The sequence below is a fragment of the Marinobacter sp. BSs20148 genome (genome assembly GCF_000283275.1).
Lineage (GTDB): Bacteria > Pseudomonadota > Gammaproteobacteria > Pseudomonadales > Oleiphilaceae > Marinobacter > Marinobacter psychrophilus.
The window spans coordinates 175,693-197,634 of the sequence record NC_018268.1 but is presented as its reverse complement, the minus strand read 5'-3'; the positions used below and the strand labels follow the sequence as shown (position 1 = coordinate 197,634).

Sequence of the window (21,942 nt, the reverse complement as noted above, 5' to 3'; positions counted from 1 at the left end):
AAGCCTAACGCTCATTCATCAGAGTTGGCAAACCTTGGCGTGCCCACCTTACAGCCTGATTTTACAAGGTGGTCTAAAATGGCGCTGCGGGTGACTATGCCCACCAATTTGCCGTTGTCCACAACCGGGTACACTTTCGGCTTGCCCGCGCCAAGTTTTTGCGCCAGATCGACAACGCCCAAGTCTGGCGACACCGTCACCGGTTGGAGGATCATCACCTCGCGCACCGCGGGTTCGCCTTCGCAGTGATAGTTGCTTACCAGCAACGCGTGAATGCAGTCTTGCTCAGATACAAACCCAATCAATTTGCGCTGACTGTCGACCACCGGCAAGCCGGTTACGTGATTTTCCGATAAATGACTAACCACGCGGCTGATTAACCATTCGCCGCGCACCGGCTCTATGTGGTTCCACATTACGTCTGAAACATTCATTGAACGCATAATCAAATCCTGTGTGGTGAACCCAGATTCGTCTCAGACCGACGCAACCTACGCAAACGGCCCGCTGCCTTGCAATTCAACTTTTTGTGTTGATAGTCTACCAACGAAAATGCCCTCCATCCCAATAAAAAGTTACAGCACACTCGCAGGAGAGTTCTTAATGCCCGCTATTGAAGCCTTTATGTCCCAACTCAACAATCTGGTTTGGGGCCCGCCCATGCTCATTATGATTTTGGGCGTTGGGCTTTTTTTAAGCCTCGGCCTGAAGCTGATGCCCATATTTAAGCTGGGCGCCGGTTTCCGCTTGATGTGGCAGGGCCGCAAGCCCATCGGCGACGACGCAGAGGGTGACATTCCGCCGTTCCAGGCGCTGATGACGGCGCTGTCGGCTACTGTAGGCACCGGCAATATCGCCGGAGTGGCAACCGCGGTGTTTCTGGGTGGCCCAGGCGCGCTCTTCTGGATGTGGCTGACCGCGCTGGTGGGCATGGCCACAAAATACTCGGAAGCCGTGCTGGCCGTGCGTTTCCGCGAAACCGACGGGCGTGGAGTCTACATGGGCGGCCCCATGTACTACATCCGCAATGGTCTGGGTAAGAACTGGGCCTGGCTGGGCGTACTGTTTGCAATATTTGCCGCCATTGCCGGGTTTGGTATTGGCAATACGGTACAGGCCAACTCGGTGGCCGACGTGATAGAAGCGAGCTTTGGCGTACCCCACTGGGTAACAGGCCTGGTGTTGATGGTACTGGTGGGTATGGTGCTGATTGGGGGCATCAAGCGTATCGGCCAAGTCGCCAGTGCCCTGGTGCCGTTGATGGCAATTTTTTACCTGATGGCGGGCCTTTCTGTGCTGGCTATTAACGCCGCCGAACTGCCTGCGGCTTTTGCGCTGGTGTTCAAGCACGCGTTCAGTCCGATTGCCGCCGAGGGTGGTTTTGCCGGCGCCGCGGTATGGGCAGCGTTACGCTTTGGTGTGGCTCGGGGCATTTTCTCCAACGAGGCTGGTCTGGGTTCCGCACCCATCGCCCACGCTTCAGCAAAAACCAATAGCCCAGTTAATCAGGGCATGGTGGCCATGCTAGGCACCTTCATTGACACCATCATAATCTGCACCATCACCGGCATGGTGATTATCACTTCTGGTGTATGGACCTCTGGTGTATCCGGCGCCGAACTGACCTCTATGGCGTTCGAATCTGCCTTGCCAGGCGTCGGTAACTACGTGGTCGCCATTGCCTTGGCGGTTTTCGCTTTTACCACTATTTTGGGTTGGTCGTTCTATGGTGAGCGCTGTATGGAGTTCCTGTTCGGCGCCCGCGCCGTTGTACCCTATCGTATTGCCTGGATTCTGGCACTACCCGTTGGCGCTTCCCTGAATCTGGGGTTTGTATGGCTGGTAGCAGACACCCTGAATGCGATGATGGCACTGCCAAATCTGATTGCGCTGTTGCTGCTGAGCCCCGTAGTTTTCCGCCTGACGCGAGAGCATTTCGAGCGGCGGTAAGTAGCTGCATATGACTCCAGACCCGACCTCTAACTGGTCTGGCGATTAAACAGCGCTGTTTGCATTTCTATAATTGCAAAAAAGCCGGGCTGCTGACGCAGCCCGGCTTTTTTTATATCAATGACACATCAGAATGCATGTGCTCTTAAAAAACGGGAACCACAGCTCCCTGATATTTCTCGTAAATAAAGTCTTTCACGTCTTCAGATGTCAGCGCGGCTGACAGCTTCTTCATCGCATCGCTGTCTTTGTTGTCTGGGCGTGCCACCAAAATGTTGACGTAAGGTGAATCCGAACCTTCGATAATCAACGCGTCTTTGGTCGGGTTCAGGCCAGCTTCCAGCGCGTAGTTGGTGTTGATCAGCGCAACGTCTACCTGGTTCAGGATGCGCGGCAGGGTAGCGGCCTCAAGTTCCTTGAATTCCAGATTCTTCGGGTTATCGGCAATATCACGCGGTGTCGCGGTGATTTTGCTGCCTTCCTTCAAGGTGATCAGTCCGGCTTTTTGCAGCAGCAAAAGGGCACGGCCGCCGTTGGTGGGGTCGTTAGGAATGGCAACCACGCCGCCGTCTTTCAATTCGTCCAGGGATTTAATTTTGCTGGAGTAAGCGCCAAAAGGCTCAACATGAACACCGGCAACCGTCACCAGGGTGGTGCCACGACCGGCGTTAAACTCGTCCAGGTACGGCTGGTGCTGAAAGAAGTTGGCGTCCATGGCCTTCTGATCGACCTGAACGTTGGGCTGGATGTAATCGGTGAATACTTTTATGTCTAGCTCTACGCCCTGCTCGGCCAGCATCGGCTTAACGAATTCCAGAATTTCAGCGTGGGGGACCGGAGTCGCAGCAATGCTGAGCTCTTCGGCGCTGACAGCGGCAGAGAAAGTGGCCGCTGCAGCCAGGGCAATCAGGGTCTTCTTGAAGGTCATCGGTGTTCTCCTTGGTTGAATCTAAAGGTTGATTCGCCGCTATTTACGACTGAAATGTATAACTAGACGATCGCCCAGCATTTGCAGCAACTGTACGAAGATAACCAGCAATGCCACCGTAATAACCATCACATCCGTCTGGAACCGTTGATAACCAAAACGAATGGCGAGGTCGCCCAGGCCGCCACCGCCGATCACGCCGGACATGGCGGCGTAGGACACCAGGGTAATCGCGGTGACGGTAACGCCGGCGATAATGCCCGGGAGCGCTTCCGGCAACAAGGCGCCGAAGACGATTTGCCGCACGTTGGCACCCATAGCTTGGGTGGCTTCGATAATGCCGCGGTCTACTTCGCGCAACGAGGTTTCTACCAGGCGGGCAAAGAACGGTGCACCGCCGGCGACCAATGGTGGTATCGCTCCCGCAACGCCCAGGGAGGTGCCTATCATCATCACGGTGAACGGAATCATCACAATCAACAGAATGATAAACGGCACCGAACGCAATACGTTCACTACAAACGACAGCACCGCGTAGGCTAAGGGCTGTTCCAGCAGCTGACGTTTACCAAACAAAAACAGCAACACGCCGATGGGCAGGCCAATCACCACGCTGAACAGCAGCGACATGGCCACCATAATTAGGGTGTCCCAGCTGGCAATGCCGATTTCGGCCCAGTCTACGTTGCTTAGTAAATCTTGCATCAGGGATTCCATCAGTTCATCACCTCTACGTGCACATCTGCGGCTTCCAGCGCCGCCATTGCCACGGCCAGGTCGCCACCGACCAGCGCTAGAGTCAGCTGGCCGTAGGGCGTGTCTTTAATGTGGTCAATGCGACCGGAGATGATGCTGAAATCGACACCGGACTTGCGCGCAACGCTGCCCAATAACGGGTCGTAGGTAGACTCGCCTTTGAAGGTCAGGCGCAGAATGCGGCCTTTGGCCTTTTTAAAATCCTGCTGCAATTCCAGGCTATCGACATTTTCACTTTCGAAGACAAAGTCGCGAGTGGTGGGGTGTTGCGGGTGCAGAAACACATCGCTCACCGGCCCCATTTCCACCACGCGGCCTGCGTCCATCACCGCAACCCGGTCACACACCCGGCGCACCACGTCCATTTCGTGGGTAATCAGCACAATGGTCAGACCCAGCTCGCGGTTGATGTCGGCCAACAGTTTCAACACTGATTGGGTCGTTTGCGGGTCCAGCGCACTGGTGGCTTCGTCGCACAGCAAAATAGTGGGCCGGCAGGCCAGTGCTCGGGCTATGCCCACTCGCTGTTTTTGACCGCCGGAGAGCTGGGATGGGAATTTAGTGGCGTGTTCAGACAGGCTGACCAGCTCCAACAATTCCGCAACCCGCTGCTGAATCTCGGTTTTTGTGTAGATGCCGGCCAGCTTCATGGGAAAAGCGATGTTGTCGTTCACCGTCTTCGATGACAGCAGATTAAAGTGCTGGAAGATCATGCCAACATTGCGGCGAAAGGCGCGCAACTGGGCGGCGTTATAATGGGTAACGTCTTCGCCATCGATCTTGATGCTACCGCCGGTAGGGTGTTCCAGCAGGTTAATGAGCCGCACCAGGGTGGATTTACCAGCACCGGAATGGCCAACAATGCCGAACACTTCGCCGGTTTCAATAGCAAAACTGGTGGGGTGCAGCGCAGGTATGGCCTTACCCGCCACCCGGTAGGATTTCTCTATCTGGTCAAATACGATCACGGATCAACCTTGTTGCGCCTTGCGCGTCAGTGTCTTGTCGGTGCAAATTTGGAAGGCCGTGATTATAGACTATTCGCTGATCAAACCCGAGTCCGCATTAACCGGCTGAGGCTCTGCGCCTAAGCCGGCTAACGCTCGTTCCACTAAAACAACGGCACTTAGTGCAAGGCCCGCAACTCACGAGGGTAGAGCGCGGCGCTTACCTCCGGCTCTTCAAGCAAATCTGAAAGTTGGCGGTCGGTCGCGGTTTCCTCGCCTTCGTTAGGCAGCGGGTCGAACAAGGTACTGAGCCACGCTGCAACCAAAGGCGCCTCATCGCGCTGGTAATCGGTAGACAAAGCTTTGATTTTACGGAAACCAATAATGCGCTGATGCCGTGGGTCACGGATTTGCTCGAAACCGCGCCAGTAGATGTGGTCACGGGTGTGTAATTGCACAAACAGGGTGTCAATGGGGCCATCCGCCTCATCTTCCTCACCCGCCTCAATGTCGTTCTCGCCATTGGGACCTGTGCCCGCAACAGAGTCCGCCGCCGGCCCTGACTTTTTGTTGCGGATGGTGGTCCAAGCCGGGTAAAGCACCGCTACCGCATCAGCTTCGACGTGCTCTCTCGCAGCGCGAAGAATGAGCCCCCAACGGGCTTTGTCGGCGTCAGTTTCCAGAGATTGAATGGGTAAATCGTAGCTGTGTTCGCTGGCCAGCACTATGGCCATCATTGGGGCATCTAACTCTCCCATGGCTTCCGCCTGGGCGACCGATACCAGTTCTTCGATTGCCATCGGTTGGTTCATAATGCTCTAGCCTCCTCGATGCCATCAGAATAAAACAGGGAGAACCGCACTCCCCATCAATCAGCATAGCCTGTTACAACATGGAAAGATAAACGTGAGGGCGATAACAGCAAATCACAAGCCCCGGTAAAACAATGAATCTGCTTTCAACAGGCATCACTTTTGCTATTGTGAGCCCACATCCATACCTGTAACAACGTTGGCCGGCCAAAGGGTCAATATTCAAATCCTCAATGTACGAAGCCGCCTTTATGAAACGTTTCTTTTTCTCCATAACTCGGCTGTTACTGGCGGCCCTTCTGGCAACGCTGCCATGGCTTTCCAACACTTCCGCTGCCAGCCCCGGCAAGGCTGACGCCTGGACCGATGTGGTGCGCGCTGCTCCCTACTGGTCCAGCCAGGGCGTCTATCGCAACGTGCTCACTGTTCGCAGCTGGGTATTGAACGAGTCGAGCTACTGCACCCACCAGAACCGCCATATTTTTTACGATATGCGCGGCCAGTTTTTAGGCTGGAGTGAAGACGCTGACACCGTCGAAGCCAACCAACAGCAGCTCAACAACTCCCGTCAGGAAATGTTCAAGGATGGCCGCAGCAGCGCTTGGGCCGCCGGCGCAGCGAATGTGACAGGGTATCCATTTGCACTGGCCTGCGACCAACCTCACGTTGATCTTCCCGGCTCTATTGCCCGCTACCTTGGCCAAAAAGAGGAAGATCGCCTGTGGGGCGCATGGGATGACATCAAGGTAGGCGGTCAGGGCGATTCAGTGTCGCTGCACAAAACGCTGATGGCCGTGTATAAAAAGCGCAATAGTCAGCAACGTTTAAGTGAACTCCCGCCGGCGTTACCGCGCTATTTGGCCGGGCAATTACTGATCGAAAGCGGCGCCCAAACCCGAGCCCATTCAACGGCCAACGCCCGCGGCATCATGCAATTGTCGCCTGCAGCGCTATCAGACTGCCGTATTTCACCAAAGAATTACTGGCACAGGTTGGCACAGATGGACTGCGCTCTTCAGTTGAGCAATCAGAACGCGCGTAATTTACGCCCGGCATTTACCGACCGCTTCGGTGAGTTACCCGCGCAAAAACGCGATGAACTGTTCAGTTTATTGCTGGTTCAGGCCTACCACGGCGGTGCGGGGCGAGTGAAAAGCCTACTGCAAGATGAGCTGCTGAGCCGGCCTGCGGAATACTTTGCGCGCCACCAGGCCCAATATTCAGCGGGGGATATCGCGTTCGGAATGATTTTCCACAACTTGGGGCGGGATCGTTTTGGCCTGTCGTCACTGTATTACGTGGCGGATGTACAGCTGGCCACGGAGGCCCTGTGTGAAAGCCCCAAGCTGAAAAACTCCGAGTTCTGTCAATGGAAATAACGCTGCTGCCAGATGGCTTGGCCGCAGGTGTCGCGCTGCTGCTGCTACTAGCCTCGGTGCTCGGCTCGATGATCAGCGCCGGTCTGGGTGCCGGCGGCGGCCTGTTACTGATCGTTATTATGGCCAGCTGGATGCCCCCGGCCGCCATTATTCCGGTGCACGGTCTGGTGCAGTTGGGTTCGAACTGTGGCCGAGCCGCACTGACCTGGCGCCATATCGACTGGAAAGTGATTGCCGCTTTTGCTCCCGGCGTCGTGCTTGGAGCCAGCTTGGGTGCGTGGTTACTAGTGGATCTACCCGCTCAAATCTGGCAGCTGACCATTGCACTGTTTGTGCTGTTTTTGTGCTGGGGACCCAAACTGCCGAAAGCCGCCATCGGCACTCCAGGAATTGTTATAGCCTCGGCGTTTACCAGTATTATCAGCCTGTTTGTCGGGGCCAGCGGACCACTGGTCGCAGCGTTTATCAAACAGATTCACCGCGACCGCTTTATTACCATTGCCACGTTTTCAACCGCCATGGCTCTGCAACACGCACCGAAAGCCCTCATCTTCGGACTGACCGGGTTTATGTTAAGTGACTGGCTGGCGTTGATCGTGGCGATGACTGGCTGCGGTTTTATCGGCACATGGCTTGGTCTGCGCCTGTTGAATGCGTTCAGCGATCAGCGCTTTGGCATGGTGCTGAATCTGCTACTGACAGCCTTGGCTCTGCGTCTGCTTTGGCAGGCAGGTGCCGCGGGCGCTTGGTGGTAAATGATATCCGCAGGTTTTAGGCGCCTGACACCAAAACCACAACCACCTGATTACGGCCGCGGCCTTTGGCCAGGTATGAGCCCTCGTCAGCACGGGCCATAATGGCTTTTGTGCTGGTGTCAGTGGGATTAATCTGGGCAAGGCCAATACTGGCGGTTACCCTGAAGTCTTCGCCTTCGTGTTCAACGACCAGGGCTTCGATCCCTGCGCGAATCCGCTCCGCCAGAGCCTCGGCGCGTTCCACACCACAGCAGGGCAGAAGTATTCCAAACTCGTCCCCGCCCAGGCGCGCAACAGTGTCAGACTGGCGAACTGTCTGCCGTAGCAAATCAGCCAGGCGGTGCAGAAGCTTGTCACCGGTGAGGTGTCCCCCTTTGTCGTTCACCGGCTTGAAGTAATCAAGATCAATCAGCAACATCACGGTGGCCACCTTATTCTGGCCGGCCTTTGCCAGCGCTTTGTCCAATTCCTGGCCAAAGGCGCGGCGGTTAAAAAGCTGGGTCAGTGGGTCGTGGGACGCTTCCCATGACAGCCGTTCGTTTTCCTGGCGACGCGCGCTATCGTCGCGCAATACAAATACCAAGCGCTCGTGGTACTCACCGTGGCGAACCTTTAGCATGGTTAGGTCGATATCAAACTCGCCGCCGGCGTGATTGCGCAAAATCGCGTAAAGATTATCGATTTTCTGGCTGGCCCGGAATTTCTCTAAGGTATAGTTGCAATTCTCATCATTGATCGACACAAGATCAAAGAAATTGGCCGGTTCAATGATTTCACGTATTCCCAAAAGTTGCAGCGCGGCGCTATTGGCGTAACGGACAGCGCCGGTGTTATCAACCATCAGCACGCCCTCTTGCAGCACACCAATAATACTCTGCGCTCTCCGCTGTTCCTCCTCCAGGGCGCTGGCCACTGCCAGCTCTTGAGTAATGTCCCGCATAACGGTAATCGTACCCAGAGTGCGCTCGTCGGTTTCGATCACCGCCGACATCATGTCAATCCACAGACCATCTTGCCCGTCAAACGCCGCCAGGCGCACCCGGCCATGAAACGTTTTTCTCTGATAGATACCACGCTGCCAGCCGGTAATTAACGTCTTCCTGTCGCTATTTTGCAGGTAACCCATTATCGGCGTGTCAATTAGCTCTGCGGCCGGACGGCCAAGAATGACCTCCAACGCAGGGTTGGCAAACTCGATGCGGCCGAGTACGTCGGTTTGGGCAATGCCAATGGGTGCGCTTTCGGTCAGCGAACGATAAAAAGCCTCGCGTTCCGCCAGCGACAGCATGGCGCTCTCACGCTCGATCATCAACGTGTTGAATATAGTGGCTACGCGCTGTATTTCGATACTGCCGGGAATCGCAACTGGCTGCGAACGCAAGCCCAGGTGGCGATCCTGTACCTGTTCGCCCAGCAATTTCAAAGGGCGCATCAGCATGCGAAAACGCCAACCGGCAATGGGTACCAGCACCAATAGAATCAACAACAGCGTCCAGACCAGCTCACTGCCCATGCGGTCAATTGGCGCAAAAGCTTCCTTCGTAGGCCAAACCGCAGCTACAAACCAAGGTGCCTGATCCAGTTGCCGCACCGACATAATGGTTACATCACCATCGCCGTTATCGGTTTTTGCAGTTCCCTCGAATCCATCCATGGCCTTTATCAGTGTTGGGTTCTCCGATCGCAGGGGCACCATAAACTGCCCGGTACGCCCGTTTACCAACGTTGTGCCACTGCGGGTCGCAATGCCGATATAACCGGTTCCCGCAAAGCGGATATTTCCGAATTTCTTCAGAATGTGTTCGCCCTCAAGCAGCATGACGCCGCCAATCATACCTATAAAACGCTGGTCATGATTGAACACCGGCGCACCGATCATAACCGCAGGTTTACCGTCGTAAGAAGATGCGTAAGGCTCGCTGATGATCGGCGTCATCAGCGTGGATATGCGGTCAAAATACTCGCGGGTGCTGAGATCCAGCCCCTTAGGCAAGCCAAAGCGCGGAGCTTCCGCCTGCAGGAGACCCTCGGCATCGAGAATAAACAGGCCATCAAAAAGATGCAGCAACTCGGTTTGGCGCGCCAATAACAGCCCAGCCCGGTCACGAAACACCCGTTCGGTCATGGTCAGGTTTTCTGCCACGTGGCTGACAATATTCAGGCGCATGGACAATTTATCGTCCAGTTCGTAAGACACTAAAGCGGCGATGGACTCCACCTGTACTTCTGCCTGCTGCTCCAGTTCCCGCTGGCTCAGCAGACCACCCACCAGCATGACCGTCAGCGCAACCACTAGAATCACAACAACGACCATAGCGATCGCCCGGTTCACCAGGCTGCCCAACCAGCGTTTAATCAACACGTTGATATCTTGCATATTTTTGAATAATCGGCACTCATGGCTCCCTGATCACAGCGCGTTGATACGTGGCACTCAGTTTAGCAGGCCCGTACACCCACAAAATACATGGACTATGCTTATAACCGCAAAGCAGCCCGCGCGGGGCGGCAACACTCATTACACGCTGGCAACAACTTGCTTGGGCCGCAATAACTGGCCCAGACCGCGGGCAGCTCTTCGCCCCGAATATTTTTTGAGCCTAAAAAATAACTATAAGCCTCTGATCTTAAATGACGTTAACAATCTGGCACAAGGTTTGGTTGGAGTATTGGGTCCATGTTAGGACAGCAGGAATGCCAACCTTTAAACACGTCACGGAGCAGACAATGCCAACTCCTTGTTATATCAATATCGAAGGCCAAACCCAGGGCCACATCACTGCCGGTGCTTTCACCGCCGATTCTGTGGGCAATATCTATGTAGAAGGCCACGAAGATGAAATTCTGGTGCAGGCATTCAGCCACGTCGTTACCGTACCTACCGACCCCCAAACCGTTCAAGTTCACCTCAGCTCTGAACAAAGCCACACCGTTGATGTACAACGCTCTGGCGTCTGGTGAGATGTTGCCAAAAGTGGAACTGAAGTGTTATCGGACCTCGGTAGAAGGCAAACAAGAGCACTTCTTCTCGACCATTCTGGAAGACGCCACCATCATTGATATCAGCTGCAATATGCCCCATTGCCAAGACACCACCAGCTCAGACTTCACCCAGCTGGTTACCGTGTCGCTGTCATACCGCAAAGTCACCTGGGGGCACGGCGTGGCTGGCACTTCCGGCGCTGACGACTGGCGCACGCCGATCGAAGCCTAGTTCGGTTTTATACGTCGCTAATGCCCTGCAGCGAATAACATGCAGCTGCTGCAGGGCACGAGCAAACTAGCCATTACCCTCATAATCTTGTAAAACTTGCTGTGAATTCATTGCAACGCGCTGCTACTCGTAATGACGACGTCTATTTCACAGTATCAGGCCATAAACCTTGGCCGGCTTATGTGCCAGGCTACCGACCAAATTTTGTGGCAACCCGCTGCGGGCTGGATTAATGCTCAAGGCAAGGCAAAGTCACTGCTATGCCGTGTGGGGTCCGGGCAGGCTACCTATCACCGTTACGACACCCGCAGCCATACGCATGTTATCAACTACGGACAACGCATGATTTTGGCCAAATACCAGCCGGAAACCGCTGCTGGCTGGTTGTCGGCACGGGAAATTCGAAAAAGGGGTTATTTTGACGGTGAGGTAAGCCCGCTTAATCTGCTGGCCCATACCTGTTGCCACGAGTTTGCCCACCTGTTGCAACAGGTAGCAGGTCAGCGCCACTTTGGCTCAGTACACAATCGCCATTTTTACGACATTCTGGACCAGTTGCATAATAGCGGCGCAGCCCAGAGTGCCCGGGCATTTTTACAGAAGCAGGCAGGCGAGCGCGAGCTAAGCCTGCCGGCGCAGCCATTCTCGCCAATCCACGCCGAACCCGAGGTGTCGCAGCACCAGTGGCAGGTAGGTGAATGTGTGAATTTTGGCGTAGGGCAGCGCCAGCGACAGGGCGTCATTAGCAGGGTGAATAGCAAGACCTGCACAGTGAAAGGCACTGGTGTCAGCCGCGGGCTGCTCTACCGGGTACCCAAGGTTATGCTGACCGCCCGTTAAAGGACGGCAATCAGTGAAGCAGACTGCCGTGATTGCGCTCTGATATCTGAGTGTTCAGTGTCCAAAAATCGTACAGAACACCCACCAGAAACAGGCCACCGGTAAGCAAGTAAAGAACTCCGGTTATCCATTTCCCCATGTACATCCGATGCAGACCCAACAAACCGGTAAACGTCAGCAGTAACCAGCTTATGTTGTAACTGACGGGACCTTCGACAAAGCGGTAATCGGCTTCTTCATCCATACTTGGAATCAGGAAAAGGTCGACGATCCAGCCCACCAAAAACAGACCCAATGTGAAGAACCAGATGGTGCCGGTAATCGGCTTGCCGTAATAAAAACGGTGCGCGCCCAGAAAGCCAAAAATCCAAAGTAGGTAGCCAAAAAACTTACTGTGTGTATCCGGTTCTTGCATAGTGTTCTCGATAGTGCTTCAGACAGCGCTCTAGCTAGCGCTCTCAACAGTGGTCTAAATTGACATGAACGCTTGATGACTGGCCCAATTATGACTCTATATAGGCCTGAGTTGGTGCCGAATCAATTTTCGCCAGAGCAACCACACCGCTCTGGATGACTTCTCCCTTGCGCCACAAACGCCACTCTCCGGGCTGATACACATCCCACTGTTCATCAGAGGTCAGAGGTTCGGTGACCACCACGCTAACGATGTCATTTGGGGTGGTCTCTGCTTCAAAGTCGATGGTCACGTCGGTGTCTTTTAGGCGCGCCGGCCCAAAAGGTGCGCGACGAGTAATGCTGGCCATTTTGGTGGAGCAAAAGGTGAACAGCCAATCGCCGTTGCTGAGCAAAAGATTGAATACGCCTTGCCGGGCATAGGCAGCTGAAAGCTGAATCAACTGGTCTACCGTATCCTGCTCGGTACTGTGGCGGTCACTGTGATCGCGCAAATGATTTAGTAAATCACAGAACAAGGCTTCACTGTCGGTAGTGCCAACGGCCTCATAAAACCCCGGCTTCGCGCAAAAATCCGACAGCTGGCCATTGTGAGCAAACACCCAGTAACGGCCCCAGAGTTCACGCATGAACGGGTGGGTGTTGGCCAAGCAAATTTCACCCACATTCGCTTGGCGAATATGGCACAGCGCCACTTCGCTTTTAATGGGATGGGTTTGTACCACCTCGGCAATGCGGGAATTGGCACTGGCGTCTACATCGTGAAATGCCCGCACGCCCTTGCCTTCATAAAAAGCCACACCCCAGCCATCTTTGTGGGGCCCGGTGTCGCCGCCACGGCGGGTCAGGCCGGTGAAGCTGAAACACAGATCCGTCGGGGTGTTGGCACTCATCGCCAGCAGTTCGCACATAACGCAGTTTTACCCTCGGCAAATCAGACATACGCCAAATATACAGGGTTTGAACGGCACGCGTACCGCGAACCCCAATTCATTCCATGGCAGCAGCTCCCAATTTGGGTACAATTGAGACTAATTTTCGAGTTTACGCTCGTAACGCACACGCTACGGAACTCACTATGGAATGGAGTATTACCCACCTCTGGCTGATTCTGGCGCTCTTATTGGGCCTGGCCGAGCTGACATCCGGCGTTATGGTGCTGTTGGCCTTGGCGATTGCCGCTGCATTTACGGCGGTACTGGCGTTTTTAGGCTTTTCCCTGGAATGGCAATTGGCAGGAATGGGCTTGTTTTCGGGCATCCTGGTGCCCATTGTCGTTCGCTGGCTGAAGCCGCGTTTCTCGCCGAAAGGCGTAGCCTACGGCACGACCGGCACCGGCGTAGATCAGGGGAAAAAATTCAGCAGTTTACGCCGTGATTTTGACGACGCCACCGGCATAAAAGTCAACGGTGACTTCTATCGCCTGCGGGTACAATCGGGCGGACAAACCGAACTGCCAGAGGGCACAGCGCTTATTTTTGACCACTTCGATGGCACCACCGCCATTGTTGAACTTGCAACCTCCAAGGACCTGTAACCATGGAACAGTTTCTAACCCCCGGGCTGGTCATCAGTCTGATTGTTGTCGCCATTGGCATTTTTATCATTACCAAAGGCTTGGTGATTGTGCGCCAGTCTGAAGTGATGGTGATCGAGCGTTTGGGCTCTTTTAACCGGATTCTGGAAAGCGGCGTGAACATTATTATTCCGTTCATTGAACGGCCGCGCGCCATCACCATGATTCGCTATTTGCGCAGCGGCCAGGATTACCAGGCCGTGATGAGTGATGAAGCACGCATCGACCGGCGCGAAACCGTGATGGATTTTCCCGGCCAGCCGGTGGTCACCACTGACAACGTCACCGTGTCGATCAACGGCGCCCTGTACTATCAGATTATCGATCCACGCCGCGCCGTGTATGAAGTAGCCAACATGAGCCAGGCGGTTGAAGTATTGGCCAAAACCACCCTGCGTTCTGTGGTGGGCAAAATGGAGCTGGATAAGCTGTTTGAGTCCCGCGCCGAAGTCAACAACGCCATTCAGGCCGAAATGGAAGAGCCTGCGTCCAAATGGGGAGTAAAACTGACTCGGGTAGAAGTGCAGGACATCAGCATGCCCGAAGAAGTAGAAGAGGCCATGCGCCTGCAGATGGCGGCCGAGCGTAAACGTCGTGCCACGGTGACCGAAGCCGAGGGTGAAAAAACCGCCGCCATCGCCAAGGCTCAAGGCCAGCGTGAAGCAGCCATCCTGAACGCCCAGGGCGACAAAGAATCCGCCATTTTGCGGGCCCAGGGCGAGCAGGAGTCCATTCGCCTGGTGTTGAGCGCCATCGGCGACAGCGAAGACAACAAGCAAACCGTTATCGGCTATTTGCTGGGGCAAAGCTACATCAAGGTGTTGCCCAATATGGCCAAAGACGGCGAGCGGGTGTTCGTGCCTTACGAGTCGTCTGCGCTGCTGGGCTCTATGGGTATGTTCCGCGACCTGGCGGGCAGCCCGGAAGATGCGGTGCGCAGCTCACTGAAAAAAGACGGTCTGCGCGCCGGCATGCTGGGATCTTCCGGCCAGGCCTGAGGTTTTGTTGCACCTGACCTGTTGGGCCCTAGCCCAGCAGGTTGTCTAACGGCTGGTCGTAGCTGGGGGCGAAAACCTCTAAAAAGTACGCCACTTCGGGCAAGGTTTCTTCCGTCAGCCGCCGGTGTATCTGCGCCGTGGCTGGCTCGAATTCGCGATTTCCTGCCGCCACTTCCGCGCGGCATTTTAGCCACGCCGATAACCGGTCTGCGGCTTTAATCAGTTTTTTCTCTTCCTCACCCAAAGCAGATTCCTGCACATAGGGCGCAAACACCTTTTGCAAATGTGGCGGCAATAACGCCAGCAGTTCGGCCTCGGCTTTGTGCTCAATGTCCCCAAACGCTTGGCGCATCACCTTCGAGTGATATTTTACCGGTGTCGGCAAATCCCCGGTAATCACCTCGGTGGCATCGTGGTAAAGCGCTGCCGCCGCAATACGGTCGGCGTTTACCGAACCGCCAAACTGTTCATTACGGATCAGCGCCAGGGCGTGGGCCAGAGTCGCGACTTCCCAGGAATGGGTGGCGACGTTTTCATCGATAGCGTTTCGCATCAGGCCCCAACGCTTTATCCAGCGCAGGCGGGAAATATAGGCAAAAAAGTGGCTCACAGGGCGACTCATATGGGTTAGCGGGCGTCCAGAGTGAAATTTACGGCAATATTGCCATTGGCATCCACGCTGGCGTCGGTTTCTGGTGCGCTCACGAAGATCTGTTTCGAGTTTACACCGTGAGTATTCACCAGTAACTGGCGCAAGGCCATAGCGCGACTGTCAGCAAGGGCGCCAGGTGACTGCGCACCGGCGTCGGCCTCGGGCGCTGCTGCGCCGCGAATACTCAGAATAAGCTCTGGTTTCTGGTTCAAAACCTGAGCCAATGCCGCCAGCTTTTGGTTGCTCGCCTCGGTCAGCTCGATGCCACCCGGCACAAAGCTGACCTGTTGCATCTGCTCACCACCCAGACCAGCAACATCTGCCAACGTGCCTATCAGCGCAAACGGCGAAGTGGCCGCTCTTGTCAGCACGTTGACAAAGGCACTCATCATTACCTTGCCCATATGAAATTCGGGATCTGCCAAATCGCCGTTTACCGGCACGTTTAATTCAATCACATTATCGCCGTCGCGCAGCAACGCCAGCCCCAGCTTAATGGGTACGCCAACCGTCTGCTCGCTGGGAATGGGGCGCCCTAACTCCAAGCGGTTCAAAATAATCTGATTTGAGGCGTTAATACGGGTGCCCTGTAGCTGATATTCCAGCTTAAGATCAAGCTTTCCGCCGGCTATGCCGTACCCCAGATAACGTCCGGAATAGGGCGACAGGCGCGGCAACTCCAAGTTTTCCAGATTCAACACCAGGTCGCTTTGCTGATCAGTACCCAATGTCGCGATAGAGCCGCTCATATCAAGGTTGCCTACCTGATTGACCTTTCCTTTCAAGCTCACTCTACCCTGCTGTGGCGGAATATTACTCAAGCCACTAAGGTTGCCATAGAGCTGCCCGAAGCGTGTAGTGAGTTCGGGCTTCAAAGTGCGGTCGGTGTAGTCCACATCGGCGTTGTCTAACTGCAACTCGCCAATTCGGAATATGAAGCCCTGGTTTTCGTTCGCAGCCGCAGCTGTCGGCGTTAACAGATGGGTGATGTCGTGACTGCCATCGTCGCTGCGAGTGATGTTCGCGGCAAGCTCGATCAGCGTTACGCGGCCGATTTCCAGGCGGGCCGGGTTCACGTTGTACTCAATGGGCGCCAGCTGCAGCGTCTGCCAGGCCAACAGTGGTTGGCCATTGCCAGGCAAGCGGGTGTCCAAACCGGTCACCGAAGCACTGCCGTTGAAAGTGCCGGTCAGAGGTAAACGTTGCTGGTCCAGATTCAGGCTGCCATCGACTGACAGCAGCCCCGCCGGTAACTCTATTGCCATGCGCTGTTGCACATAAGGCGCGAACGCAGGCAGCGCCAACTCATTGCCCACAACGGCCATTTCCAGATTAAATGGCCGCGTGGTGAACTGGCCATTCACGTCCAGACTACCGCCGCTGGCCAGAATGGCGTCTGCACGATAGTTTACCGGCTCGTCAAAGTGGTCTGTAAATGGTCCAAGGCTCAGGTTCAAGCCGTTCAGTTGCAACTCTGCAATATTAGCAGGCACTTGGTCGCGCCAACTTAACTGACCATCGCGAATGTCCATTCCAGCCACCGACCAGCGAAATTCAGGGCTGCTGTCGTACTGACCAGAACGACTAGCAAAGCCTTCTCCCGCGGGCCGGACGCCAGCAACCAGCCAGTCGATGTCGCCGTTGGCGCTGCGGTTCAGGTTCAGCTCGGGCCCGTCGAACTCGATCTTTCCTACCTCTATTCGCCTGGCGGCAAGGTCAAAACGAATCTGGTCGACAGTAAGGGCACCGCTACGGAAGGCTACTTCACTAGGCTCGGCCGCCAAAGCCAGAGTTGCATCATCAAACGTCAGCTTGCCGTGCTGGGTCAACAACTCCATGGATTGCGCTGCCTGCCATTGGTAATCGGTATTAAGGCTGACCCGACCGGACCGCAACTGGAAGGGCATATAGGGCGCTAGCAGGTAAGACAACACGCCCGGCCCCAGGTTATCAACGCTCAGGCTACCGCGGGAATACATCGGGTCTACCTCAAAACTGCCTTGCCAGCTCAACGCTTGTTGGTCCAGCACGGCCTCCAACCGATATTGGCCAATATCGCCGGGTCGTGCCCAGGTCGCCAAATTCTGCAAACTGAAGGTAAGCGGTGTTATGCGAAACTCAACGCTGTTGTTTTGGCTGTTGTTTTTATTTAAGTCACGCAACACCAGCGTGCCCGCGCTCAAGTTACCCTGCTGCAAATAGATGCGAAGACTGCCCGGCTCGGTATCGCTCTGAATATCAGCAGTGTCTGACGACTGCCCGGCTCGGGCTGGAGCTTGTTGCCAATCACGCATCAGGTTCAATTGCCCGCTTGCCAACACATCCAGCCGCAACATGGGTTGTTCCAGCTCGACAGCCTGAAAACCGGTGGTACCGTTAAACAGGTCAAACGCGCTCAGATTCACATAAAGCCGCTGAAAGGCCAGCACTGGCTCGCCACTTGCGTCGTTAGCCTGAAGATTCCGCAGCTCTGCACTGAACGTGAAGGGGTTGGCATGCACCTCGCCTACCGTTGCCTGCCAGCCCAGCTGTTGCTGAGCGTAGTGAGGCAGGTTTTTGTGCACCCACCAAGGCAACAGCAGAAAACCGCCCAGCGCGTAACAAAGCAACAAAACGATCAACACAACCACAGCCAACCCTGGCCACAGGTTACGTTGACGAATCTGGCGAACAGGACGCTCGGCCACAGAGGTCTCCTTGAAAATAGTCGATGTATTGGAAGGATAGACGCCAAACAGGTCCTTTGTCAGCTCTCATGAACCCGATAAAGTCCCGTTTCGTATATGTCCTGCGATATAGTACGGCCAAGGCACACGCACACATCCCAAATGAGGAAGGTTGATGGACATCGGAGATATGCGCCGGGATTTCGAGAGCGACGGTCTGGATCGGGACCAACTGGATGACAACCCCATGCAACAGTTCCAGGTCTGGTTTGAAGATGCTCGGAAAGCTGACATTCTGGAACCCAATGCCATGTCGCTAGCCACTGCCGGCAACGATGGCTTGCCCGATTTGCGCACCGTTTTGCTTAAATACTTCGACGACAGTGGTTTTGTATTCTATACCAATTACGGCAGCCGTAAGGCTCGTGAAATGGAGCAGAATCCAAAAGCGGCTCTGTTGTTTCCTTGGTTGGGCCTGAATCGCCAAGTGCGCATTCAGGGCAAAGTCGAAAAAGTCAGCAAAACCGAATCCTTGCGTTACTTTGCCTCGCGCCCTCGCGGCAGCCAGATTGGCGCTTGGGTGTCAGAGCAAAGCAAGGTCATTACCTCCCGCGGGCTGCTGGAACAGAAAGTCGCGGAAATAAAGCAGAAGTTTAATGATGGTGAAGTGCCGCTGCCTAGTTTTTGGGGTGGTTTTCGGGTGGTGCCCCACAGCATCGAGTTCTGGCAGGGTCGCCCCAGCCGCCTTCACGATCGGTTCGAATATAACCGAACTGAAAAAGGTGATGATAAACCGTGGACCATCGAACGGCTGCAACCCTGAGTGACACCAACGGTATGGCTGTGCCATCAAACCACCAGCACTCACGTTGAACTGCCATCTTGGTTAAATGCCAGTGAATATAACCGGGCTGTGCATTGCAGCGACGCTCGTCGTGCCGAGTTTCTCAGTAGCCGTTGGTTAATTCGTCAGGCACTGGCGGGTGCCAGCGGCGAGACGCCTAGTGTGTGCTCCCCATGTACGGGGCGACCTACAGAATCGCAGTACCCTCCTGAATGGCGGCTGTCGCTCAGCCACAGCAACGGAATAGCGGCCTGCGCGACCAACCTGCAAGAAGAGGTCGGCCTGGATATTGAGCCCTGCCAGCGCCGCCCAAACTGGCGAAAAGTGGTGCAACGCTGGTTTTCACCGGTTGAACAGGAATGGCTGCTGGCCCAAGACGACGCCTTGGAATTTCTGAAAGTATGGACATTGAAGGAAGCCTGGCTAAAAGCCACCGGCCGCGGCATTGCCGGTAATCTGCAAACCCTGGAGGTGCGCCGTGGGTTCGAACTTTGCGGTGACCGGTACGACAGCACTCGTCCATGGCAGGCCTGCTGCATCTATGTAGACGGTTTTTTGGTCACTCTGGTGTATCGCCGATTGGCGGTAGAGGCACCCGAAACACCTCTTACCTGGCCTTCCATCCTGTTGCTGAAACCACCCCTGAGCGACTACAGGCTCACGCCGGCAGATACTTTGGACTCCCTCTGGGAACCCCTGTTCCAGCGCCCAATACGCTCTATGGCTTCTCGCGACAGCTGATCTTAAACAACTTATCCTGCGTATTTAGTGCAGAAAGAAGTTAACCGGAGAGTCACTTTGCGTATTACCGTGGAACAACTGAAAAATCGTAACAATGCCAGTATCGAGCTGATGGAAATACTTTCGCTGGAAGGCCAAAGCTATATGGCGAGGCTTACAGTAGATGGCCAACAGATGATTTTGTCTGATGAGCGCGGCACCACGCAGTTTCGCAGCACCTGGCACGCCCAAGACATGCTGAGCAGTTTTCACATACTTGAAACTCAAGTGGTTCATTTATCGGCATACAATGAAATGGTAGGTATGGAACCTAGCAGCGCTGAGCCGCTAAGGATTCGGGTACAGAGGCAAAAGCCATGATTGCGGTGGCCCGACTGGCCATCTTTGTTGGCTTGGCTGGCCTGATCCCCTTCATTGGCGCGATTGTGGCACTATTTTTGATACCCCATCACAGCCTAGTGGTTAGCAACTGGTTTTACACGTACAGCGCCGGGATATTGGCTTTTATGGCGGGCGTTTACTGGACAATTGCGCTGCAGCGTGAAGACCGCTGCTATCCAATGTCGCCGCTCGTGTCGATGTTGTTCAGTCAGATATTTTTTATTGCGGCAGGCGTGGGCCTATTAGTGACCTCGCCGTGGAAAGCAGTACTGTTTACAGTTGCGTTTTTGGGGTTGTATCTGGTCGACGCACGCTGGATGAAGATTTACTGGCCAGCATGGTATCTTCGCCTGCGTTTAGGATTAACGCTGACAGTCGTGTTATGTCAAGTGATTGTAGCCACTTGGTTCTTTGCCGTACATTACGGCTAATTTACCAGAACCAAGTGGTTCACTTCGCAGAAAAAGATTGGCGCTAGCCTTCTTGCCAATCCGGGGCACACTTTGATTAAGCGCCCCCTTTCACTTAGGGCATATTTTAACCGAGAGCGCACTGCTCGGCCGAGGCAATCGCGTACTCGTGATTGTGCGGTTCTATCAACGCGGCATGGAGCGCCACAATAGTAGCCTTATAATTGTCTTCATCGATCACGAATTGAATATCCACCTGGCGCATGCACTGGTGCAACGCCAGCACACTGATTTCTGCATCGGCCAGCGCTTTTACTGATCGTGCCAGAATGCCAAGCACTTTCATGTCACTGCCAATTGCCGATACCAGCGCCACTTTGCGAGTATTCACCTCAGCATTGGGAAACGTCTCTTTCAGCGCGTTCACCACCCGCTTTACGTGTTTCAGCGTGGTACTCACGTAATGGGTGATGGTGTTAGCGTTGGTGTCTTTTGACACAAAGCGCACCTTAAATCGGCTCAGCACGTCCAAAATCTTGCGGTCTGAACCTGGCTCGCCCTGCATGTCTTGATCAAACAATTCAATAGCAAAGATGCCCTTGGCACCGGCGATAATTTCTACCTGAGGTTTTTCGCTAACGTAGTCTTTGGTGATCAGAGTACCGGTATGTTCCGGTTCAAAAGTGTTCATCACCCGCAGTGGAATATCATTCTGGCGCAGGCCTTTACCGGCACGTGGATGAATGGCTTCCATACCCAGGTTGGCCAGTTGGTCGGCCACGTCGTAGTTGGTGCGGCCCAAAGGTACTACCTTGTCGGCACCCACAATATTGGGGTCGGCCGAGCTCAAATGGTATTCCTTGTGAATAACGGCCTCACGGGCCTCGGTGATCACCGCCACTCGGCTGAAGGTCATTTCGCTGTAGCCGCGATCAAAGGTACGCATCAGGCCTTCCTTACACTGCGCATAACCGGTGGCAATAGGCAGTTCACGGGTGAGGTCTACCGCATCGAACGCGTGTTTAAGCTTTTCATCCAGCGGCAACAGTTCTGCATCGCGCCAGCCGGTTAAGTCTACAAAGCGGGCGTTGACACCTTCCTGCTGCAGTTTTAATGTCGTGTTGAAGGCACTGTGGGCTTCGCCAATACCGGCCAGCATCTCGCGCACCGTCAGCAAGTGTTCTTCAAGCTGAAACTGACCATACGAACACAAGCGCTGCAGGTCGATCAGACAGCCTCGCACGCCTTCAACCCGATCAGTAATGAACTGGTCGGCTTGCTGCTTTAACATCGAGTCTTCGAACATCTCGCCGTTGATGTCGGTAAGAAAGCGCACCAGCTTGGTGAGATCGTCGCCCCAGGCCCAATCCGATTCCGCATCCGCGAACAGGGCATAAACGCCCGGCTTACCCGTTTTTTTATGCTCTAGTAACTCGTTGGTGACACCGGCGTAGGCCGACACCACAAAGATGCGCTGATACAGCTCGTCTTTGCTACGATTACCAATAATGATGTTGTCGCGTACGGCCTCGTAGTTGGTCATGGAGGTGCCGCCGATTTTTTCAACGGTATGTAATTGCGCAGTCATAATTTCACCTTTACTATCGGTTCTTTGGTGCGATTACAAACCCTTGAGAGCACGGCTATAGGCACGCGCTTCAGATTCAACGGTTTTAAAT

Annotated in this window: 21 protein-coding genes and 1 pseudogene; 11 read left to right on the top strand and 11 right to left on the bottom strand. The window is 54.7% G+C overall.

From position 1 onward, the window contains the following. Positions 1-11: 11 nt before the first annotated feature. Positions 12-443: a CBS domain-containing protein gene (locus tag MRBBS_RS00865; RefSeq protein WP_014869515.1), complete on the bottom strand. Its 432-nt coding sequence runs from the start codon at positions 441-443 to the stop codon at positions 12-14. Between the two features lie 160 nt (positions 444-603). On the opposite strand from MRBBS_RS00865, the gene MRBBS_RS00860 reads away from it, so the two are divergent. Continuing rightward, on the top strand, positions 604-1,950 hold the full coding sequence (locus MRBBS_RS00860; RefSeq protein ID WP_014869514.1) for an alanine/glycine:cation symporter family protein: 1,347 nt from the start codon (positions 604-606) through the stop codon (positions 1,948-1,950). Positions 1,951-2,095: 145 nt separating this feature from the next. Here MRBBS_RS00860 and MRBBS_RS00855 read toward each other — a convergent pair whose 3' ends face one another. The 4 genes from MRBBS_RS00855 to MRBBS_RS00840 all read right to left on the bottom strand — a co-directional run bounded on the left by MRBBS_RS00855 (position 2,096) and on the right by MRBBS_RS00840 (position 5,393). Then, positions 2,096-2,878 (bottom strand): MetQ/NlpA family ABC transporter substrate-binding protein, encoded by a 783-nt coding sequence (locus tag MRBBS_RS00855; RefSeq protein WP_014869513.1) that lies wholly within the window; start codon positions 2,876-2,878, stop codon positions 2,096-2,098. A gap of 39 nt (positions 2,879-2,917) precedes the next feature. Then, positions 2,918-3,595, bottom strand: a complete 678-nt coding sequence (locus MRBBS_RS00850; protein WP_014869512.1) for a methionine ABC transporter permease — start codon at positions 3,593-3,595, stop codon at positions 2,918-2,920. Beyond that, positions 3,595-4,602 carry a methionine ABC transporter ATP-binding protein gene (locus MRBBS_RS00845; RefSeq protein WP_014869511.1) on the bottom strand — a complete coding sequence of 336 codons (1,008 nt, stop codon included), beginning with the start codon at positions 4,600-4,602 and terminating at the stop codon, positions 3,595-3,597. The genes MRBBS_RS00850 and MRBBS_RS00845 overlap by 1 nt, the downstream gene beginning before the upstream one ends. Positions 4,603-4,760: 158 nt before the next feature. Continuing rightward, a complete protein-coding gene (locus MRBBS_RS00840) occupies positions 4,761-5,393 on the bottom strand; it encodes a hypothetical protein (RefSeq protein WP_014869510.1) in 633 nt (210 codons plus the stop codon). Positions 5,394-5,626: 233 nt separating this feature from the next. Between MRBBS_RS00840 and MRBBS_RS00835 the strand changes: the two genes are divergently transcribed. Continuing rightward, positions 5,627-6,772: a hypothetical protein gene (locus tag MRBBS_RS00835; RefSeq protein ID WP_014869509.1), complete on the top strand. Its 1,146-nt coding sequence runs from the start codon at positions 5,627-5,629 to the stop codon at positions 6,770-6,772. Continuing rightward, positions 6,763-7,527, top strand: coding sequence for a sulfite exporter TauE/SafE family protein (locus MRBBS_RS00830; protein ID WP_014869508.1), 765 nt, complete (start codon positions 6,763-6,765; stop codon positions 7,525-7,527). Before MRBBS_RS00835 ends, MRBBS_RS00830 begins: the two co-directional genes overlap by 10 nt. A gap of 16 nt (positions 7,528-7,543) precedes the next feature. On the opposite strand, the gene MRBBS_RS00825 is transcribed toward MRBBS_RS00830, so the two are convergent. Further along, positions 7,544-9,889 carry a diguanylate cyclase domain-containing protein gene (locus MRBBS_RS00825; RefSeq protein ID WP_227497554.1) on the bottom strand — a complete coding sequence of 782 codons (2,346 nt, stop codon included), beginning with the start codon at positions 9,887-9,889 and terminating at the stop codon, positions 7,544-7,546. 365 nt (positions 9,890-10,254) lie between these two features. On the opposite strand from MRBBS_RS00825, the pseudogene MRBBS_RS00820 reads away from it, so the two are divergent. Both MRBBS_RS00820 and MRBBS_RS00815 read left to right on the top strand, forming a co-directional pair. After that, a pseudogene (locus tag MRBBS_RS00820) lies at positions 10,255-10,741 on the top strand (Hcp family type VI secretion system effector). Between the two features lie 132 nt (positions 10,742-10,873). Continuing rightward, positions 10,874-11,581, top strand: coding sequence for a hypothetical protein (locus MRBBS_RS00815; RefSeq protein WP_227497553.1), 708 nt, complete (start codon positions 10,874-10,876; stop codon positions 11,579-11,581). Between the two features lie 10 nt (positions 11,582-11,591). Here MRBBS_RS00815 and MRBBS_RS00810 read toward each other — a convergent pair whose 3' ends face one another. Continuing rightward, a complete protein-coding gene (locus tag MRBBS_RS00810) occupies positions 11,592-11,996 on the bottom strand; it encodes an NINE protein (protein ID WP_014869503.1) in 405 nt (134 codons plus the stop codon). A gap of 88 nt (positions 11,997-12,084) precedes the next feature. Further along, positions 12,085-12,906 (bottom strand): class II glutamine amidotransferase, encoded by an 822-nt coding sequence (locus MRBBS_RS00805; RefSeq protein WP_014869502.1) that lies wholly within the window; start codon positions 12,904-12,906, stop codon positions 12,085-12,087. 167 nt (positions 12,907-13,073) lie between these two features. Here MRBBS_RS00805 and MRBBS_RS00800 point away from each other — a divergent pair, with 167 nt between their 5' ends. Both MRBBS_RS00800 and MRBBS_RS00795 read left to right on the top strand, forming a co-directional pair. After that, positions 13,074-13,532, top strand: coding sequence for an NfeD family protein (locus MRBBS_RS00800; RefSeq protein WP_014869501.1), 459 nt, complete (start codon positions 13,074-13,076; stop codon positions 13,530-13,532). A 2-nt stretch (positions 13,533-13,534) separates the two neighbouring features. Further along, complete coding sequence (locus tag MRBBS_RS00795) at positions 13,535-14,569, top strand: SPFH domain-containing protein (RefSeq protein WP_014869500.1); 1,035 nt, start codon at positions 13,535-13,537, stop codon at positions 14,567-14,569. 28 nt (positions 14,570-14,597) lie between these two features. Here MRBBS_RS00795 and yfbR read toward each other — a convergent pair whose 3' ends face one another. Beyond that, entirely contained in the window at positions 14,598-15,191 is a 594-nt protein-coding gene (gene yfbR / locus MRBBS_RS00790; RefSeq protein ID WP_041635006.1) for a 5'-deoxynucleotidase, read from the bottom strand. A gap of 5 nt (positions 15,192-15,196) precedes the next feature. Then, complete coding sequence (locus MRBBS_RS00785; protein WP_014869498.1) at positions 15,197-17,908, bottom strand: DUF748 domain-containing protein; 2,712 nt, start codon at positions 17,906-17,908, stop codon at positions 15,197-15,199. Positions 17,909-18,062: 154 nt separating this feature from the next. On the opposite strand from MRBBS_RS00785, the gene pdxH reads away from it, so the two are divergent. The 4 genes from pdxH to MRBBS_RS00765 are packed head-to-tail and all read left to right on the top strand — an operon-like array spanning position 18,063 to position 20,284. After that, complete coding sequence (pdxH, locus tag MRBBS_RS00780; protein WP_014869497.1) at positions 18,063-18,710, top strand: pyridoxamine 5'-phosphate oxidase; 648 nt, start codon at positions 18,063-18,065, stop codon at positions 18,708-18,710. Continuing rightward, on the top strand, positions 18,711-19,472 hold the full coding sequence (locus MRBBS_RS00775) for a 4'-phosphopantetheinyl transferase family protein (RefSeq protein ID WP_014869496.1): 762 nt from the start codon (positions 18,711-18,713) through the stop codon (positions 19,470-19,472). 57 nt (positions 19,473-19,529) lie between these two features. Continuing rightward, positions 19,530-19,832, top strand: coding sequence for a DUF6482 family protein (locus MRBBS_RS00770; RefSeq protein WP_014869495.1), 303 nt, complete (start codon positions 19,530-19,532; stop codon positions 19,830-19,832). Next, positions 19,829-20,284, top strand: coding sequence for a DUF3429 domain-containing protein (locus MRBBS_RS00765; RefSeq protein WP_014869494.1), 456 nt, complete (start codon positions 19,829-19,831; stop codon positions 20,282-20,284). Before MRBBS_RS00770 ends, MRBBS_RS00765 begins: the two co-directional genes overlap by 4 nt. Before the next feature lie 106 nt (positions 20,285-20,390). On the opposite strand, the gene MRBBS_RS00760 is transcribed toward MRBBS_RS00765, so the two are convergent. Further along, positions 20,391-21,851, bottom strand: coding sequence for an aspartate kinase (locus tag MRBBS_RS00760; protein ID WP_014869493.1), 1,461 nt, complete (start codon positions 21,849-21,851; stop codon positions 20,391-20,393). Between the last annotated feature and the right edge of the window lie 91 nt (positions 21,852-21,942).

Excerpts from the sequence above, each read along its gene's own strand:
- MRBBS_RS00865 (WP_014869515.1), bottom strand. The coding sequence starts at position 443 with ATGCGTTCAATGAATGTTTCAGACGTAATGTGGAACCACATAGAGCCG.
- MRBBS_RS00860 (WP_014869514.1), top strand. The coding sequence starts at position 604 with ATGCCCGCTATTGAAGCCTTTATGTCCCAACTCAACAATCTGGTTTGG.
- MRBBS_RS00855 (WP_014869513.1), bottom strand. The coding sequence starts at position 2,878 with ATGACCTTCAAGAAGACCCTGATTGCCCTGGCTGCAGCGGCCACTTTC.
- MRBBS_RS00850 (WP_014869512.1), bottom strand. The coding sequence starts at position 3,595 with ATGGAATCCCTGATGCAAGATTTACTAAGCAACGTAGACTGGGCCGAA.
- MRBBS_RS00840 (WP_014869510.1), bottom strand. The coding sequence starts at position 5,393 with ATGAACCAACCGATGGCAATCGAAGAACTGGTATCGGTCGCCCAGGCG.
- MRBBS_RS00835 (WP_014869509.1), top strand. The coding sequence starts at position 5,627 with ATGTACGAAGCCGCCTTTATGAAACGTTTCTTTTTCTCCATAACTCGG.
- MRBBS_RS00830 (WP_014869508.1), top strand. The coding sequence starts at position 6,763 with ATGGAAATAACGCTGCTGCCAGATGGCTTGGCCGCAGGTGTCGCGCTG.
- MRBBS_RS00815 (WP_227497553.1), top strand. The coding sequence starts at position 10,874 with ATGACGACGTCTATTTCACAGTATCAGGCCATAAACCTTGGCCGGCTT.
- MRBBS_RS00810 (WP_014869503.1), bottom strand. The coding sequence starts at position 11,996 with ATGCAAGAACCGGATACACACAGTAAGTTTTTTGGCTACCTACTTTGG.
- MRBBS_RS00805 (WP_014869502.1), bottom strand. The coding sequence starts at position 12,906 with ATGTGCGAACTGCTGGCGATGAGTGCCAACACCCCGACGGATCTGTGT.
- MRBBS_RS00800 (WP_014869501.1), top strand. The coding sequence starts at position 13,074 with ATGGAATGGAGTATTACCCACCTCTGGCTGATTCTGGCGCTCTTATTG.
- MRBBS_RS00795 (WP_014869500.1), top strand. The coding sequence starts at position 13,535 with ATGGAACAGTTTCTAACCCCCGGGCTGGTCATCAGTCTGATTGTTGTC.
- yfbR (WP_041635006.1), bottom strand. The coding sequence starts at position 15,191 with ATGAGTCGCCCTGTGAGCCACTTTTTTGCCTATATTTCCCGCCTGCGC.
- pdxH (WP_014869497.1), top strand. The coding sequence starts at position 18,063 with ATGGACATCGGAGATATGCGCCGGGATTTCGAGAGCGACGGTCTGGAT.
- MRBBS_RS00765 (WP_014869494.1), top strand. The coding sequence starts at position 19,829 with ATGATTGCGGTGGCCCGACTGGCCATCTTTGTTGGCTTGGCTGGCCTG.
- MRBBS_RS00760 (WP_014869493.1), bottom strand. The coding sequence starts at position 21,851 with ATGACTGCGCAATTACATACCGTTGAAAAAATCGGCGGCACCTCCATG.